This window comes from Celeribacter halophilus (assembly GCF_900114135.1).
Classification (GTDB): domain Bacteria; phylum Pseudomonadota; class Alphaproteobacteria; order Rhodobacterales; family Rhodobacteraceae; genus Celeribacter; species Celeribacter halophilus.
Window position 1 is genome coordinate 18,028 of sequence record NZ_FORY01000025.1, and the last position, 15,736, is coordinate 33,763.

Below are 15,736 nucleotides of genomic sequence, written 5' to 3' on the forward strand. Positions count from 1 at the left end.
TCATCTCCAAAATTTGCCCCAGCGGTCTTCGAGCTCATTGGTTTGTGTGCCTCTGACAACTCCATAGAGTCGGTTACGTATTTCAAGACGTGCCCCCCCATCGCGTAGTACGGGGCGAATGGTCGTGCCATAGCCGCCTTTGGTAGCGGTTCCCGTGAGCCAATCTATTGGAATGTTGATACGAATGCCCTTGTCAAAAGAGCCTTCTCCAAAATCGTCGAAAGATACATCCGTCAGAGTGAAGAAGGCTCCAACGCTAAATCCGTTATCAAACTCTCGATCCAGAGAGAAGGTCGCCCCGTAATCTCCGGCAAGATAACGCCCAACATCTACTTGGCCTAGGTACCCTCCGCCAAAGTCATAATAGGCTGAAGCGTGCCCTGTTACGATATCGTAGTCTTGGAACCCGAATAGCTGGTCGTAATCGCGTTTTTTCGCATAGTTCATCTCGGCACCGAGGGCGAGGGGACTATTTACGGGTTTCCAAAGCAGTTCTGTGGAGAGACCTCCGTACATCGTTTCTAGATAGCCTGCAGTTACGCGGCCAAAGAGATTTCTGCCGGGGCGGAAAAAATATTCCGCTGTGAGATGCTTGATCTCGAGGTCGGATTGTTTAGCGTATTCGGCACTATCAGTCCGGACATGAGGGAGGGCCGAGTTGGAGGTTCGAGTGCTTTCGTCAAGGTTTCCCGTGAGCGGCTGCCGTATTGCTCCTGAGAGCACCAAACCTTGCGCAGGAATGACCGAAGCCGCCAACTGAATGCCGAAATCGGCACGAACTGGATTGTCTGGGTCGAACAGGGCCGGTTCGAGGTAAGGATTTACGCGCCAGTTGAATTTGGGGTATGTGCCTGAGATCGAAGCTGCCTGTGTTCTAGGCGCATCTTCGATTTTTGCCCGTGCAAATGTGCGCCAGCTGCCATCTAAATCATACTCCAATGCCTCAAGGTCGGCTCTGCGCAGGGTGGTGCGCGATGTCGGCACTCCGTTTGCAGTGCTTTCTATGCGGAAAGTAGTGATATCTTCGGGCAGGTTGTTTGCTAAAACTCTTGCGGTACGGCCTAATGCTTGCGCTTGCGCTGGATAGCGCCCGTTGCCGATGCGAACAGTGGCGGTTGCCCCTTCAATAGATATCCCTTCTAATGCGATCCCTTGATTTTTCAAAGCGGTGAAGAGCGCGCTATTCTTTGTTTGGACGCTGCCTGTATCCCACGATAAGGCTGCTGTAGTGCGTCGAGGTAGCAACGCTGGTGGCGCGTCCTCTATGCCGCTCGTAAATTTTGGTTTTGTCGGATTGATTGGTAGGCTAGCCATGAAGCCGATTTCCGAGCCGTGTAAGGCATATACAGATAGTTCGGCGCCGTTTTTGAAGCCGTAAGATAGCGCTGCGTTTATCGGGGAGTTATACTCGAATCCTGTGCGATCAGTTTCATTCACATAAGCATCCGATGAATATTCAAGGGCAACACGAAGTCTATCGTTGATCCGGTATGATGCTGCAGCAAAAAAAGCCGCATCCCCTGAGAACCAATCCCCAGTTGAGAGTTTTCCAGCCTCTTCTACAGGTTTGACCGACAAGTCGCGGTTAGAAAATGAGGCGCTCAAAGCTGAGAGAGGGTTTGAGAAGCCGTTATGGGTTCCTAACCGTCCCCAACCAAGCCCCCCGCTCAATACAAGGCGTTCATCGAGGAAGTGTTTGCTCGCAACAAGGTATTCAGAGGAATAGATTCCTGTCCCGCCAAAGTCTTGAAGGCCGACCGCGATGTCAGGCAGGTAATCAGTTTCTGTGGCGAGGAGGTATTTGACGTCGAAGCTTCGGTCGAAGCGGTCTCCCTGTCCGTTGTTATCAAATCCTCGAGCAATCGCATAACGAAATGTTCCTAAAAGGCGCGGAGATATTTGAAAAGAAAGAGCGTAGAACTGAGTGTTGTCGCGAAAGCTTGAACTGAGCTGCAATTGGCCATCCGGAAACATTTCCGCGGACGGGACATCAATATATCCGGGGGTGCCGTATATTGAGGCAGAAAATCGGAGTTGTACATCTTGTGCAGTAGCAGGACTGGCTACTAGGGCAGCACATATCCAATAACAATAGGAAGTTTTCATAATAGTCACGCAACACCTCTGATCCTCTTGGGGGTCATAACTCGCTCTTCTCCTCATATGAAATAATTCTTGCTGCGAGGTAGAAGAAAAATGAGAAACATGCGGCGCGGAAACAACAAAAGTATAGAAGTTTTATCAAAGGCATATATTGTGCGCGAAAATCAGCCGACAAGACCAAGGATTAGGCTTAGCAATAGGATTAATCTGCAATTTGCTGCACTGCAACAAGGGACAACACTTGCATGATTAAAACTGATGGCAACGCCTTCATATTTTTCGTAGGTAAAGTTGAAACGTAAACCTATTGTTCGAGATGCCAGTGCCAAACTCCCCTATGACATACAATACCGCCACTTCTGATGATGACGTTATTGACCTTGGTGCTTTGCTCAGTAGTTTGTGGCGTAAAAAAATATGGATTTTTGCAAGTATACTAGGATTTGCAATCCTTGGTGCCTTGTATGCATTTGTTATTGCAACGCCAAAATATCGTGCAACTTCTGTAATTTTGCTGGAAGCATCCGGGGAACAACTTTTGGACCTCGGGGCAGTCTTGCCAAGCCTTGGAACAGATTCCGAGGCGATCAACACAGAGGTTGAGGTTCTGAAGAGCCGTCGGTTGCTGGAGCGGGTTGTTACGACTGCAAATCTAATTGAAGACCCTGAGTTTAATGGGGCCTTGAAGCCTCTTGGTTTGAAGGCAAACATCAAGAACTTCATCACAGGGCAAGAACGCGAGGTTCCAACTCGAGATCAGCAATTGACCTCAGTGATCAACGCGATGCTTGACCGCATGTCCGTCCGCAATGTCCCTAGTACCTATGTGTTGCAGGTTACAGTAGAGACAGAAGACCCTCATAAATCTGTGATGCTCGCCGATACAATGGCGGAGCAATACATCCTCTATCAGATGGATGTGAAGTTTGAGGCCACCAAAGACGCGTCCGAATGGCTCACATCGCGTGTGGCTGATCTGAAAGCCGACCTTGAGCAGGCCGAGGCGCGCGTTTCCGAGTTTTCTACCAATTCGGAGGTTGTCAGTATTGAAACAGTTCAAGCACTTGAGCGGCAGCTCAAAGAACAGCGTGATCGTTTGGTCACCATGCGCATATCATTGGAGAATGATAGAGCGCGATTGGAGCGCTTGACCACAGCAGCGCATGAGAGCGCTGACGCCAAGCTTGAGGCTGCAGATGATCCTCGACTGACAACGATTTACCGGGAGAATGGTGAAGCAGAAGCGTTTGATATGCGTTATGCGCAATTGCTTACACAGGCTTCTGTTCAGGTGCAGCGAACGCAAGCGCAAGTCCAGTCTCTCGAGACCAGTATTAAAACGCGTGAAGCAGATATCGCGAGGCAGAGTGATGAGTTGATCCAGCTTCAACAACTTACGCGTGAGGCTGAGGCCAGCCGTTTGCTCTATGAGTATTTCCTGAGCCGGCTCAAAGAAACCTCTGCTCAAGAAGGTATTCAGCAGGCGGATAGCCGCATTCTGTCGAATGCAGTCTTGCCCCAAGGGCCCTCAGAGCCGCGCAAGTCTCTTATTCTCGCCATGTCGATCATCCTTGGTGCTATGGTTGGTAGTGGCTTGGCTCTAGTTTGGGAAATGCGTCAAAACGGTTATCGCTTGGCCTCTGATCTGGAAGTGGAGACGGGCCTGCCTGTCATGGGGCAAATTCCATTGCTGCCAACAAGCAATCGCCGAGAGGGTTTGGAATATCTCGCTGAAAAACCAGCATCAGCTGCTGCCGAAGCTATCCGCAACTTGCGTACCTCTGTGTTGCTCTCTGGACTGGATGAAGCTCCCAAGGTGATCATGTCGACGTCGTCGCTTCCGAGTGAAGGCAAAACAACAGTATCGTTTGCTTTGGCGCAAAACCTTGTTGGCCTCGGCAAAAAGGTCCTTCTGGTTGAAGGCGACATCCGACGCTTGGTATTTGCTCAGTATTTGGATGTGAAAGATGCCAAGGGCCTGATGTCTGTACTGTCCGGCGACATTTCTCTTGAAGAGGCTGTGATCCACGATCCTATTCTGGGGGCTGACATTCTGGCGAGTGAGCCCAGCAATGTGAATGCTGCAGATATTGTGTCCTCCCAACGTTTTGCAGACTTCATCAAAGCCGCTCGCGATGCCTACGATATGGTCATTATCGATACCCCTCCGGTACTCGTCGTGCCTGATGCACGCGTGGTTGCGCAGCATGTTGACGTTGTGCTCTTCACTGTGCGTTGGGATAGCACGTCGAAAACTCAGGTCCGCGACGCACTGCACATGTTTGAAACCGTCGGTGTTAAAGTGAGTGGGCTGGTGCTCAACCAAATCGATCCGAAGGGTATGAAACAATATGGTTACGGTGAATCCTACGGCGCTTATGGGAGCTATGGGGCTAAATATTATACAGAGTAGTCGGCCACTCTGATCCGAGGCCCTTCGGTGGAAAAGCGCATGGCGATGAAGTCGATTCTTCGCTATGACGACATAAACCTCGTGTTTAAAAAGGACTGTTTGCGTTGCGTATAGCCATTGCCCTGATCACAAGCCTGACCCTGACGGGTTGTGGAGCCGTTTATCACAGTCAAAAGGTCGTCTCAGGTGCAACCGACGAGGCCAAAGTGCGCGTCGTCGATGTTACACCTCAATCGGTTTTGGTCGCTAACCGGTCAGACTATGATCCCAAGGACATTCCTGCCGCGTTTAGAGCTACTGCCGGTTATGGTGGTGGGGTGCGGGGTGCCGGGGCGATCCCCGAGCCTGCTTATACGGCGCAAAGCCGGCCCAATGCTTTGGAAACGCGTCTGCCGCCGACTGTGACACCAGAACCTTACAAGATTGGAGTCGGTGACGTTGTCTTGTTGGCGACCCCCACAGGATCGTCGGTTGAAGAGCTGTCAGGTTTGCTGGCGGCCCAAAACAGCCGCCAAGGGTATACTGTGCAAGACGACGGTAGCATTGCCATTCCGGATGTCGGACGTGTGGCCATTGCAGGGCTAACGCTGGAAGAAGCTGAGGCCACTCTCTTTCAGAGCCTGGTGTCCGCGCAGATTGATCCAACGTTCAGTTTGGAAGTCTCCGAGTTTAACTCCAAGAAAGTGTCTATTGGCGGTGCGGTTTCTCAGCCGGGCGTCATTCCAGTGACGCTCACCCCTCTATATTTGGATGAGGCTTTGGCGCAAGCTGGTGGCACGACGGCGGCGAATATGGATTATACCTCTGTGCGCCTCTATCGGGATGGGACTATTTATCAAGTGCCGCTTGAATCTCTGTACTCGAATAGCAGTATTCAGAAAATTCCGCTGTTGCCGGGGGATAGTGTTTTCGTCGACGACACTTATCAGCTGGATCAGGCGTCTGCGTATTTTGAGCAGCAGATCAAGCTTGCCGAGTATCGTCAAGGCGCCCGTTCAGAAGCTCTTTCACAGCTGCAAGCGGAAGTTGATCTGCGTCGTGGCCAGCTGGAGGAAGCGCGCAACAATTATCTGTCGCAGATTCAGTTGGATGCGGTGGATAGAGATTATGCGTACCTCACGGGAGAAGTGAAGCAGCAGGGGCGTTTCCCGCTGCCTCTTGGCCGGCAGGCTAGCTTGGCGGACGCGTTGTATGAAGGTGGTGGAGGGTTGGCTGTAAAGACTGCAGATCCTCGTCACATCTATGTGCTGCGTGGCTCTGATGACCCGATGGAGTTTGATGCAATCACGGCCTGGCAGTTGAACACAAGAAATGCTGCGGCCTTGGCTTTGGCGACGCGTTTCGAACTGCGACCGAATGATATCATTTTTGTTGCCGAGCAGCCAATTACCAAGTGGAACCGTGTGATCAACCAAATCACACCGTCCTTGATCACCACTGGGGTGGCGGCAATCGATTAAGAAAAGCAACGGCATTGCGCTATTTTTGCGCAATGCCGTTAAAATTGGGATTTTTGCGAGATTTTCATGTGTAATTTCACGGTGAATCGCGTATTCTGGTTCTAAATCCGAAACAATGTCTCTTGTTTGAGAGACCCACTCTTAACGATTGTGAGTCCCCTATGTCGAAATTTGCATTCATTCTTCTCTCTGCCAGCCTCGGCTTGGCGACAACTGGCGCATCCGCTCAAGCTACTGGTGGTGCTGCTGGCGCAGCAGGGACAACAACGACCACCGCGACTACTACCGCTGCTGCAGGTGGTGCTGCAGGTGGTGCGGGTGCGGCTGGAGCGGTTGGCGCCGCTGGGGCTGCAGGTGCGGCTGCCGGTCTGACGCTTCCTGTTATCGGAACTGTTGGCTTGACTGGTCTCGGTATTGGTGTGGCTGGGGTCGTGGCGACCGCAGCTGTTGTGAGCAGTGGTGGTGATAGCACCACGAGCACCACGAGCACGACGTCTACGAACTAAGTCTATCTCAGAAAAATTCTGAAGATGTGATTCGAGGCACCCTTGTGGGGTGCCTCTTTTCTTGTCGGCGAACAACGTGTGACGCGCTTCGTCACTTACGCAATTTCGCCTGTTCCAAAGACCAATATTCCATATCAAACAGATCGGCCTCAGCCAGTGGTGTAAACCGCTTGTAGTCTTCGGCTGCATTCACAATGCGCGTGGTTTGCTCCATGAGATCTCCCGCGATTTTTGCGGCTTTCTCGTTTGCACCAAGGCCATAAAGTCCTACGCCGCGTACAAGAACGCTACGTGGTAGCGGATCGAGCATGATCTTCTCTTCTGATGCATGGGGGGCGTTTCGATCGAAATAGGCTTTATACCGCGCCGCAAAGTCCGAAAGTGCTCGGGTAATCTCTTTTGCGCCATCTTCCGCATTCAGGACCATGCTGAACGGTTTGATCCTGATCACGTGATCAGGTGTTGCTGTACCCCGTTGCGCCAGGTCCTCGAGGTTTTCGCGCGCCAGATAGGTCCGTATGGACGGGGTCGAGCGGAAATCCAGACAGGGGGCCTCGCCAAGGCTTCCTTCTGCAGCGAGCGCCTGACGGAGTGCTTCGGTCAGGGCTTCGGGCGCATCACGATCATTCGTTTGTGGTGGCTGTACCCGCGCCCCGTGCGCCGCGAGATAGTCTTCTGCCATCGTTACGAATTCGATCATCAGCTCATAGCTGCCGCGCGCTGTGTCGGCGAATGTAAACAGTCCGTGCTGTGCGAGCCAAAGTCCCTCGACATCAGGGTTCTGCTTTAACGCATCGTTACATGCATGGCTCAGGCTGTACCCGGGCATGACATAAGGTACGAAGGCGACACGGTTGCCGTAAATCTCATGCATGACGGGTTCCATATCGCTTTGGTCCGCCAAGGCGAGAGAGGCTGTCGCATGGGTGTGGTCGACAAAGTTGTGGGGCATGTAGGCATGCAAAAGCGCTTCAATCGAAGGGGTTGGTGCGCTCTGATCCAGTAGGTTCGCACGCAAGAGCGCGACCATATCTTCGTCCGACATATGTGGAATGTCGCGCGTTTTCAAAAGCGGCTCCAAGTGCATAGCAGGCAAGCCGGGAGCCTCAATGTCTCCAAGATCCCAGCCGGACCCTTTCACATGGATCAGGGGACCACCTTCAGCGTCCATGATCTTCACCGATGTATTGCCTCCGCCATGGAGGACCAGATCGGGCTCCTGCCCAATCAGGCGGGAGGTATAGACGCGCAGACCGAGCGCAGCGGGTTGCCCCTTGGCCTCGGCAGCCTCAATAAAACTCTGTGCTTCGGTGTCATTCCAGCGGGACAGCATGGGGGGGTTCCTTCCGTCAATGAGCGAGGGCGCGAACGCCCCCGCCTGAAGTGTGTTTTCAGGGCTTAGAAGTCGTAATTGTCAATGTTGTCAGCGGTGAATACGGTGCGCTCGGGCAGCAAGATAATGCCATTACCTTCAGCTTCATATTCATAGCCTTGCACCGAGTTGGGAGACACTTCGACTTCGCCGATGCCTGGGACATCGACTTTGTCACCAACATTCAACGGGCCGTTCTCCAGAACATGTGCTGCGACAGCGACAGAAATCGCCCCTTGTTGGGTGACGTCCCACAGGCCGAAGCGTGCAATTGTGCCGCGTTTGACATAGGGACGCATAACGTTCGGGGTGGAGAAGCCGACGATGGTCACATCGCCCGCACGATCAAGGTTTTCGGCCGCTTGGGCGGACGCTGGAAGCGCATTGGCATCCGGTGCGATGATCGCATCAAGGTCAGGATAGGCAGACAGAATGCTCTCTGCTGTTTGCAGAGACTTCTGCGCGTCGTTGTAACCGTATTGAGTGGTGACGATTTCCCAGCCTGGATGCTCGGCTGTAATTTTCGCTTTTGCGGCATCAGCCCAGGCATTCTGGTCCGTCACAGTCGGGGAGGAGTAGAAGAATGCGACTTTCGCATTGTCTTTGCCTTCAAGCCCATCCTCGGCCATGTCGACGAGCAACCCGCCAAGTTGTTCCGGTGTACCCTGGTTGATGTAATAGGAACGGCATTCCGGGCTGACATCCGAGTCCCATGTCATCACAAGAACATCACGCGCCATCGCTTGTTTCAACGCGGGGCAAAGACCATCGGGAGAGACCGAGGATAGAACCACAGCGCCATAGCCCTGATTGACGAAGTTGTTCACAAACTGAACTTGCGCGGAGACGCTAGGCTCCGTCGGGCCATCGTAGGTGACATTGACGCCAAGCTCTTTGCCCATTTCCATTGCCCCGTTTCCGCCCGAGGTGAAGAAGCCGACCCCGACGAGTTTGGGGATGAAGGCAATGTCCTGAGCTGTGGCGACATTGGCCGCCATGAGCCCGGCTGCGAGTGTTCCTAAAAGTTTCACCGATTTACGCATAGTTTTTCCTCCTCCATTAAAATCTTTTGCGCAGGTCAGTTGGTCTGACTTGAGCGCGCCGGGACAAAAGCGCTCAGGAGCGCAAGGCCGTGGCGGAACGCCACAACAATCACCAGCAACGCCCCGGATAGCGCACTGGAAATCTGACTGGGGACACCGCTCATTTGCAGGCCCTGTTGAAGATATCCGATGACGAAAGTGGCGATGATCGTGCCGAGAACAGATCCTTTGCCGCCATAAATAGATGCTCCGCCGAGAACAGCTGCCGTGATGGCGGGGAGCAGGGTTGCGCCGCCCAGGTCAACGCGGGCCGAGCCGAAATACGCAGAGAGCAACAGCCCCGCGAGGGCGGCGGCCAGTCCTGTGAGCACGTATGTCCACATCTGGATGCGCGCAACCGGCATGCCCGAGTGGCGCGCGGCTTCTTCATTCTGACCGACCTGGAACACAAGTCGACCGAAGCGGGTCATATGCAGCAAGACCAAAAGCACGGCGGAAAAGCATAGAAATACAAAGAGAGGCATAGGCACGCCAAACACTTGTGCATAGCCAAGGTTCGTGAATGCCGTGGGAAAGCCGCCGATCCCTTCGTACCCATTTGCGCCCACAACGCCAGACAGAACGGTCGCCGCGCCGGAGAACAGGTAGAGCGAGCCCAGTGTGACGACCAGTGGTTGCAGGCGAGTGAGCCGGATAATTGTAGCGTTCAGGACGCCGGCCAGCGCGCCGGTGCCAAAGCCTACGGCCAGCGAGGCTGCCAGCGGCAATCCGAAGAAATTCGCAATACCAAAAGTGATGGCGCATAGTCCGACAGTGGACGCAAAGCTCACATCAATTCCGCCAGCGATGATCACGAGCGTTAGCGGGACTGCGACGATGCCCACTTGCACAAAGTCCGATGTTCCATAGAGCAATGAACTGGTGCGTAAGAACCGTGGGTTAATCATACCGAAGACGATCAGTTCTATGACGAGAAGGGCGAGAAGCAGAACTTCCCAGCGCATAACGAGCTTTTTCATGCCGCATCCTCCAGCTTTTTGGGTTGGGGCGCTTGGGCGTCGCCGCGGTGATAACGGGCGGCGCGATCACGCGCTTCCAGAGCAATGCGTAGGCGCCCATCAATCAGCAGCACCGTCAGCAGCATTGCGCCCCCGATCAGATCGTTCCAGTAGGCCGGGATTTTGAGAAACACGAGCGCGGTATCAATAGAGGTGAAAAAGATCACGCCGATCACGACGCCAGCGACCGAACCGACGCCGCCCAACAGGCTGATCCCACCCAAAACCAGCGCTGCAATCGCTCGGAGTTCAATTCCTGTGCCTGCTTGGTTGGGAACAAAACCGATTTGTGCTGCAAAGGTAACTCCAGCCAAAGCAGCCATTCCTCCGCCCCAAACAAAGGCCAGGAACTCGATACGTTTTACGGGAAGGCCAAGATGACGGGCCGCCGCGCGATTATCTCCTACAACCATCACCCAGCGACCACGCCGAGATCGTAAGAATGCCCAAACCGCAATGATCACCAAGCCTGTGCAAATGCCCATCACCGACAGTCCGCCCAGTGATTTTGCGCCAAGCGCTTTGAGGGTCTCAGGCAGCTCTTCGATCCATTCACCGCCTGTTGCGATGAGCATCACGCCGCGGAATAGGCCCAAAGTTCCCAAAGTTGCGACAATTGATGGCACACCGAGTACTGCGACCAAGACCCCGTTCACGGCGCCTGCGGCCAACCCGGCACCAAGCGTCATTGCAATTGCAATCGGCATCGCAATACCGGCATTGAGCGACAGTCCGAGCGTGACTGCGGAGAGCCCCAGAACAGATCCGCCTGAAACGTCAATGTTGCGTGTTAAGATCACGGGGAACACGCCGAGCGCGATCAGCATAAGCACGAGCCCGTTAGACCAAATCATGGAGGCAGTGCTGGGCGCCAGAAATCCCGGGGCCGCAACTCCGACGGCCAACAGGACCGCAATAGTGACCAGCAAAAGCGTCGCGACACGATCGCGGGCAATCCAATTAAGCATGTAAGGTCTCCTTGGATTCGAAGGCCAATTGCCCGATGGCATCTGTGGAGGCTCCTGCGGGCAGTTCTCCGGCGAGATGTCCGCCTGCCATCACGGCAATTCTGTCGGATAGACGCACCACTTCGTCAAAGTCGGATGAAATCACAATGACGGAGGTGCCCGTCGCGGCCAGGTCTTCGATGATGCGGTAAATATCATTTCGCGCACCAACATCGACACCGCGCGTGGGTTCATCGAGAATAAGCAGCTTCGGCTCTGCTGCGAGGCATTTTGACAAAAGTACCTTTTGTTGATTGCCGCCCGAGAGGCTCCCTACAGGTTGATCGGGACTCGCACATTTAATCCCGAGGCTTTTCCGGTAAGTCTCGAACCGCTTTTGCTCGCGTGCAGGGCGCAAGAAAAACGGTAGCTGCTCGTAGACAAACGATGAGGTGTTCCAATAGAGCGGGGCTTCCAGAAATAACCCGTATTGCTGCCGGTCCTCGGAAAGGTGAACGACCCCTTGCTTTACGGCGTCGCTGGGTTTGGCTGCCCGGAAGGGGCGGCCTTCAAGCATGACGTCGCCGCCCGCGCGCGGCCGTAACCCAATCAAGGTTTCTGCCAATTCGGTCCGACCTGCGCCAACAACGCCTGTCAGCCCCAATACTTCGCCGCGATGTACATCAAGAGAGATATCGACAAAGCCTTCGCCGCTTAGGTGCGATAGGGACAGGACCTTTTCCTCTGAGGCTATCTTACCTGCGACGCGGTCACTCAACGCAGTGACGCCGGGGCTCATGGCCGCGAGAATTTCTGCGTCAGTACTGTCCTCCATTGCTTCGCTATGAACGACATGACCATCGCGCAGCACTGTAATTCGATCAGAGACGGCGCGCAGCTCGTGTAATTTGTGTGAGATAAACACTAGGCCATGTCCGGATTCTCGCAGCGCGCGCATGCGCGTAAAGAGCGTTTCCACTTCCAGCGGGGTGAGGGCTGAGGTCGGCTCGTCAAGGATCAGAACTTTTGCATCACGAATGAGGCCTCGCAGGATTTCGACAATTTGCCGGTCGGCGATTTCCAAGGTCGCGGCTTTCGTGTCGAGCCCGAGTGTCACGCCTAGGCGGGCAATCAGGTCTTTCACACGGCTGCGGTAGGCGCTGGCGGCTTGTGGGAGGCCGACGCAGACATTTTCCAATACAGATTGATTGGGGAAGATATGTGCTTCTTGCGGCACAAGGTAGAGGCCCATGGCTTGTGCTTGGGAAGGTGTCGCGGGTGACAACGCCTTTCCGCCGATCCGCACCTGACCTCCCGTGGGGGTGACCAATCCGGCGAGGATTTTCATCAATGTTGATTTGCCGGCACCGTTCCCGCCCAAGAGCGCATGAACTTCTCCTGCGTAGACTGAGAAATCCACTCCCTTAAGGACAGGAATATGGGCATAGTTTTTTGAGACAGAGATAAGCTCTGCTAGGGCAGGTTTCATGTCGCCTCCTCAACGCCATCAAGACCGCCATCCAACCATGTCGGGCAAAAAGTCAGCTTGCCCACCATTATGTTCAGATGTTTGTTAGTGAAACATTTGCTCAGCATAATATGCAGCTGTCAATACATAAATAGCTTAAAAATATGCCGCACTGCAGCTAAAATAGGCGTATTGACTTGATCAAATGTATTTGCAAAAAATAAATATACCCAGAACAAAAGGGCGAAGGGGCACGGACCATGGCAGATATGACCGAAGCTGATAGGGATGAAGCTCTGCTCGCCCGTGTCGCTTGGCTCTACTACAACGATGGCTTGACCCAGAGTGAAGTCGGAAAGCTGCTGAGTATCCCTAGAATCAAAGTCTCCCGATTGCTCGAAGCGGGGCGGACTTCGGGTCTTGTTCAGCTTCGCATCAACTCGCGTCAACAGGGCTGCCTTGAGCTTGAAGCGCGTGTGCGCCAGCAATTTGGATTGAGCGATTGCCGGGTTATTCCTGAAAGCACCTCGGAAGATATCAACATGCGCGTTGGTCAAGCGGCCGCGCAATATCTGATGCAAAAGCTTCAGCCTGGCGACAGTCTGTCGGTTGGTTGGGGGGAAACGGTCACGCATTCGATCCGGATGCTTGGCTATACAGCGCAGGAGCGCGGCATTGGGCTCTATTCTTTGACGGGTGGCGTGAGAACCTATGTGGAGGGGATGCGGGAGGCCAACTGGCACCGCAATGTTAACATCATCCCAGCGCCTTTGGTGCTTTCCACTCCCGAACTCGCGCAAGCCTTAACGCAAGAACCCTCGGTTTCATCGCTGATCTCGAAAGCTTTGGAGGCCGATTACAAACTGGTTGGCATTGGCGGGTTGAGCGAAACGGCGACTGTTGTCACGCAAGGCTATCTTGCCCCTAGTGAAATTGATCCGTTGCGTCGTAGTGGCGCGCGCGGCGATATTCTCTGCCATTTCTATGATAGGAACGGTCAGGATATTAGTCTGCCTTTGCATGATCGTGTGGTCGGTGTGAATTTGGAGCAGCTTCGTCAGTCCGAAAAGGTGATTGCTGCCGCAGGGGGCCCTACCAAAACGGGGCCAATCCTCTCTGCTTTGCGTGGGGAAATCATAGACATTTTAGTGACCGACGAGCCAACAGCATTGGCTTTGCTCGACGCGGTTGAGGGGTAGAAGTCATGCAATATTATCTCGCATTTGACGCAGGTACCGGCTCTGGACGAGCCGTTCTTTTCGACCAATCCGGTGCAGAAGTCGGCGCTGTCGGGCAGGAGTGGTGGCATAAGAGCGATCCTCGCTATCCTGGTTCAATGGATTTTGATACTCAGGGAAACTGGGACATACTCGCTCGATGCTGTCGCGAGTTGATTGCCAAAACCGGCGTTGATCCAAAAGACATCAAAGCTGTCAGTGCAACCGCTATGCGGGAAGCCTTCGTGTTGCATGATGCGAGTGGTGCGGAAATATGGGCGTGCGCCAATGTGGATGCGCGCGCTGATGCTGAAGTGCGTGGGTTGAAGGCGGATCACCCCGGACTTGAAGCTGATATCTATGCTCTTTCCGGTCAAACCTATGCGCTTGGAGCGTTGCCCCGGCTGATCTGGTTGCGCACGCATATGCCACAAATCTTTGACAGTGCTCGTTCGTTGACGATGCTGTCAGACTGGGTGCTGTATCGCCTTTCCGGTGAGTTAACTTCGGAACCTTCTAATGCGGGGACGACGGGGCTCATCGGGTTGACGGATCGCGCGCCCTTGGATGCTGCGCTTGAGACTGCGGGGTTGCCAGCAGATCTTTTGCCGCGCTCAGTGTCGACGGGCGAGGTTATTGGTCATGTTCATTCACTAGCCGCCGAAATGACAGGTCTTGCTGCGGGTACATTGGTTGTCGCTGGCGGAGGTGATTGCCAAACCGGGGCGCTTGGTCTCGGTGTTGTGAATGAGGGGGATTGCGCCGTTCTTGGGGGTACCTTCTGGCAGCAAGTCGTGAATGTGCCACTGTCTTTGCGTGATCCGACCATGAATCTGCGGATAAATCCTCATGTCGTACCGGGCCTCAATCAGGCTGAAGCAATCAGTTTCTTCACTGGCGCTGTAATGCGTTGGTTTCGCGATGCGTTCGGGCAAGGTAAGAGCTACACCGAGCTGGAGGCAGCTTCAAAGTCTGTTCCTGCGGGAGCATATGGGATCATTCCGATATTCTCGGATGTGATGCGCTATGGCGAGTGGTTCCATGCGGCCCCGTCTTTGCTCAATCTCTCGATTAATCCCGAAACCTCTGGGCCGGAAGCAATCTTTCGTGCGTTGCAGGAGAATGCCGCCATCGTGGCGCAGCGCAATCTGCAGGCGGTTTTCGAGCTGTCTGGAAATTGTCCAGATCGCATCGTCTTTGCGGGAGGGGCGTCAAAATCATCGCATTGGTCACAGATACTCGCAGATGTGACGGGTATTCCCGTTATAACGCCCAAGGTTAAGGAGGCGACTGCGCAGGGGTGTGCAATTGCGGCTGCAACGGGCGCCGGTTTGTTTGCATCACTCACCGAAGGCGGTAGGGCGTGGTCCGAGCTTGAGGCGGAGTTCACGCCGAATGCGCAATTCAAGCCGCTCTATGACGAAGCTGGCGCACGTTGGGAGCGCGCATACGCTGTGCAGCGCGATTTGGTCACGTCAAACATTACCACATCAATGTGGCAGGCTCCGGGCACTTGATTGCCCACAAACCATTTTTCGAAAGGCTCAAAAATGCTTATTCAACTCGTTAACATCAAGGTTCAGGATGGTACGCGGGACACCTTTCTTGAGGCGTTCACAATCAACTGTGAGGGTACTCGCAAAGAACCGGGCAATATTCGTTTTGACCTTCTGCATGATCCTGAAGACGACAATAATTTCTTTGTATACGAGATCTTCGAGAGTGAGGCCGCGCTCGACGAGCATCGCAAAACAGATCACTACCAGACTTGTGTGAAGATGATTGACCCGATCACTTTGGGCGGCCGTTCAAAAACCTACTTTACGCCTGTGCTCGTGCAGGATGCGGTGGGCGCGTAGGTCGCTAACGCATCAGGCACTATGTCTGGCGGCAGCAAATTCAGTGTCTTTAGGGCATCCAAAGCTGCAGAGACGCTCCGATGGTATGGGTTGTTGAACGCTTGGGCGGAGATTGTCTGATCCTCTGGTCGCTGCGCCTTTTTATGCGCCTGACAAATGTGCGGTGTGTAAACCCGAAACATCTTGACACGCTGTGACACGCTGCGACACGCTGCGACACGCTGCGACACGCTGCGACACGCTGCGACACGCTGCGACACGCTGCGACACGCTGCGACACGCTGCGACAC

12 protein-coding genes are annotated in these 15,736 nt (G+C 54.0%); 6 read left to right on the forward strand and 6 right to left on the reverse strand.

The features are described 5' to 3' along the window. On the reverse strand, positions 1–2,106 hold the full coding sequence (locus BM152_RS16730; RefSeq protein WP_066608885.1) for a YjbH domain-containing protein: 2,106 nt from the start codon (positions 2,104–2,106) through the stop codon (positions 1–3). A 334-nt stretch (positions 2,107–2,440) separates the two neighbouring features. Here BM152_RS16730 and BM152_RS16735 point away from each other — a divergent pair, with 334 nt between their 5' ends. The 3 genes from BM152_RS16735 (at position 2,441) to BM152_RS19335 (ending at position 6,348) form a co-directional block, all read left to right on the forward strand. Then, entirely contained in the window at positions 2,441–4,516 is a 2,076-nt protein-coding gene (locus BM152_RS16735; RefSeq protein WP_231730596.1) for a GumC family protein, read from the forward strand. 104 nt (positions 4,517–4,620) lie between these two features. Further along, positions 4,621–5,976 carry a polysaccharide biosynthesis/export family protein gene (locus BM152_RS16740; RefSeq protein WP_231730597.1) on the forward strand — a complete coding sequence of 452 codons (1,356 nt, stop codon included), beginning with the start codon at positions 4,621–4,623 and terminating at the stop codon, positions 5,974–5,976. A gap of 171 nt (positions 5,977–6,147) precedes the next feature. Further along, positions 6,148–6,348, forward strand: coding sequence for a hypothetical protein (locus BM152_RS19335; protein ID WP_156444386.1), 201 nt, complete (start codon positions 6,148–6,150; stop codon positions 6,346–6,348). Positions 6,349–6,573: 225 nt separating this feature from the next. On the opposite strand, the gene BM152_RS16745 is transcribed toward BM152_RS19335, so the two are convergent. The 5 genes from BM152_RS16745 to lsrA all read right to left on the reverse strand — a co-directional run bounded on the left by BM152_RS16745 (position 6,574) and on the right by lsrA (position 12,391). Then, entirely contained in the window at positions 6,574–7,815 is a 1,242-nt protein-coding gene (locus BM152_RS16745; protein WP_066608889.1) for a class II aldolase/adducin family protein, read from the reverse strand. A gap of 65 nt (positions 7,816–7,880) precedes the next feature. Further along, a complete protein-coding gene (gene lsrB, locus BM152_RS16750; protein WP_066608894.1) occupies positions 7,881–8,897 on the reverse strand; it encodes an autoinducer 2 ABC transporter substrate-binding protein LsrB in 1,017 nt (338 codons plus the stop codon). A gap of 35 nt (positions 8,898–8,932) precedes the next feature. Continuing rightward, entirely contained in the window at positions 8,933–9,916 is a 984-nt protein-coding gene (locus BM152_RS16755) for an ABC transporter permease subunit (RefSeq protein WP_066608897.1), read from the reverse strand. Then, positions 9,913–10,923: an ABC transporter permease subunit gene (locus BM152_RS16760; RefSeq protein WP_066608899.1), complete on the reverse strand. Its 1,011-nt coding sequence runs from the start codon at positions 10,921–10,923 to the stop codon at positions 9,913–9,915. The genes BM152_RS16755 and BM152_RS16760 overlap by 4 nt, the downstream gene beginning before the upstream one ends. Then, entirely contained in the window at positions 10,916–12,391 is a 1,476-nt protein-coding gene (gene lsrA, locus BM152_RS16765; RefSeq protein ID WP_066608901.1) for an autoinducer 2 ABC transporter ATP-binding protein LsrA, read from the reverse strand. The genes BM152_RS16760 and lsrA overlap by 8 nt, the downstream gene beginning before the upstream one ends. A 239-nt stretch (positions 12,392–12,630) precedes the next feature. Between lsrA and BM152_RS16770 the strand changes: the two genes are divergently transcribed. The 3 genes from BM152_RS16770 to BM152_RS16780 are packed head-to-tail and all read left to right on the forward strand — an operon-like array spanning position 12,631 to position 15,446. After that, a complete protein-coding gene (locus tag BM152_RS16770; protein WP_066608904.1) occupies positions 12,631–13,569 on the forward strand; it encodes a sugar-binding transcriptional regulator in 939 nt (312 codons plus the stop codon). 5 nt (positions 13,570–13,574) lie between these two features. Then, complete coding sequence (gene lsrK, locus BM152_RS16775; protein WP_066608905.1) at positions 13,575–15,104, forward strand: autoinducer-2 kinase; 1,530 nt, start codon at positions 13,575–13,577, stop codon at positions 15,102–15,104. Positions 15,105–15,137: 33 nt separating this feature from the next. Further along, the gene (locus BM152_RS16780) at positions 15,138–15,446 is read left to right on the forward strand and encodes an antibiotic biosynthesis monooxygenase (protein ID WP_066608906.1); all 309 of its coding nucleotides are present in this window, start codon (positions 15,138–15,140) and stop codon (positions 15,444–15,446) included. Positions 15,447–15,736 lie beyond the last annotated feature (290 nt).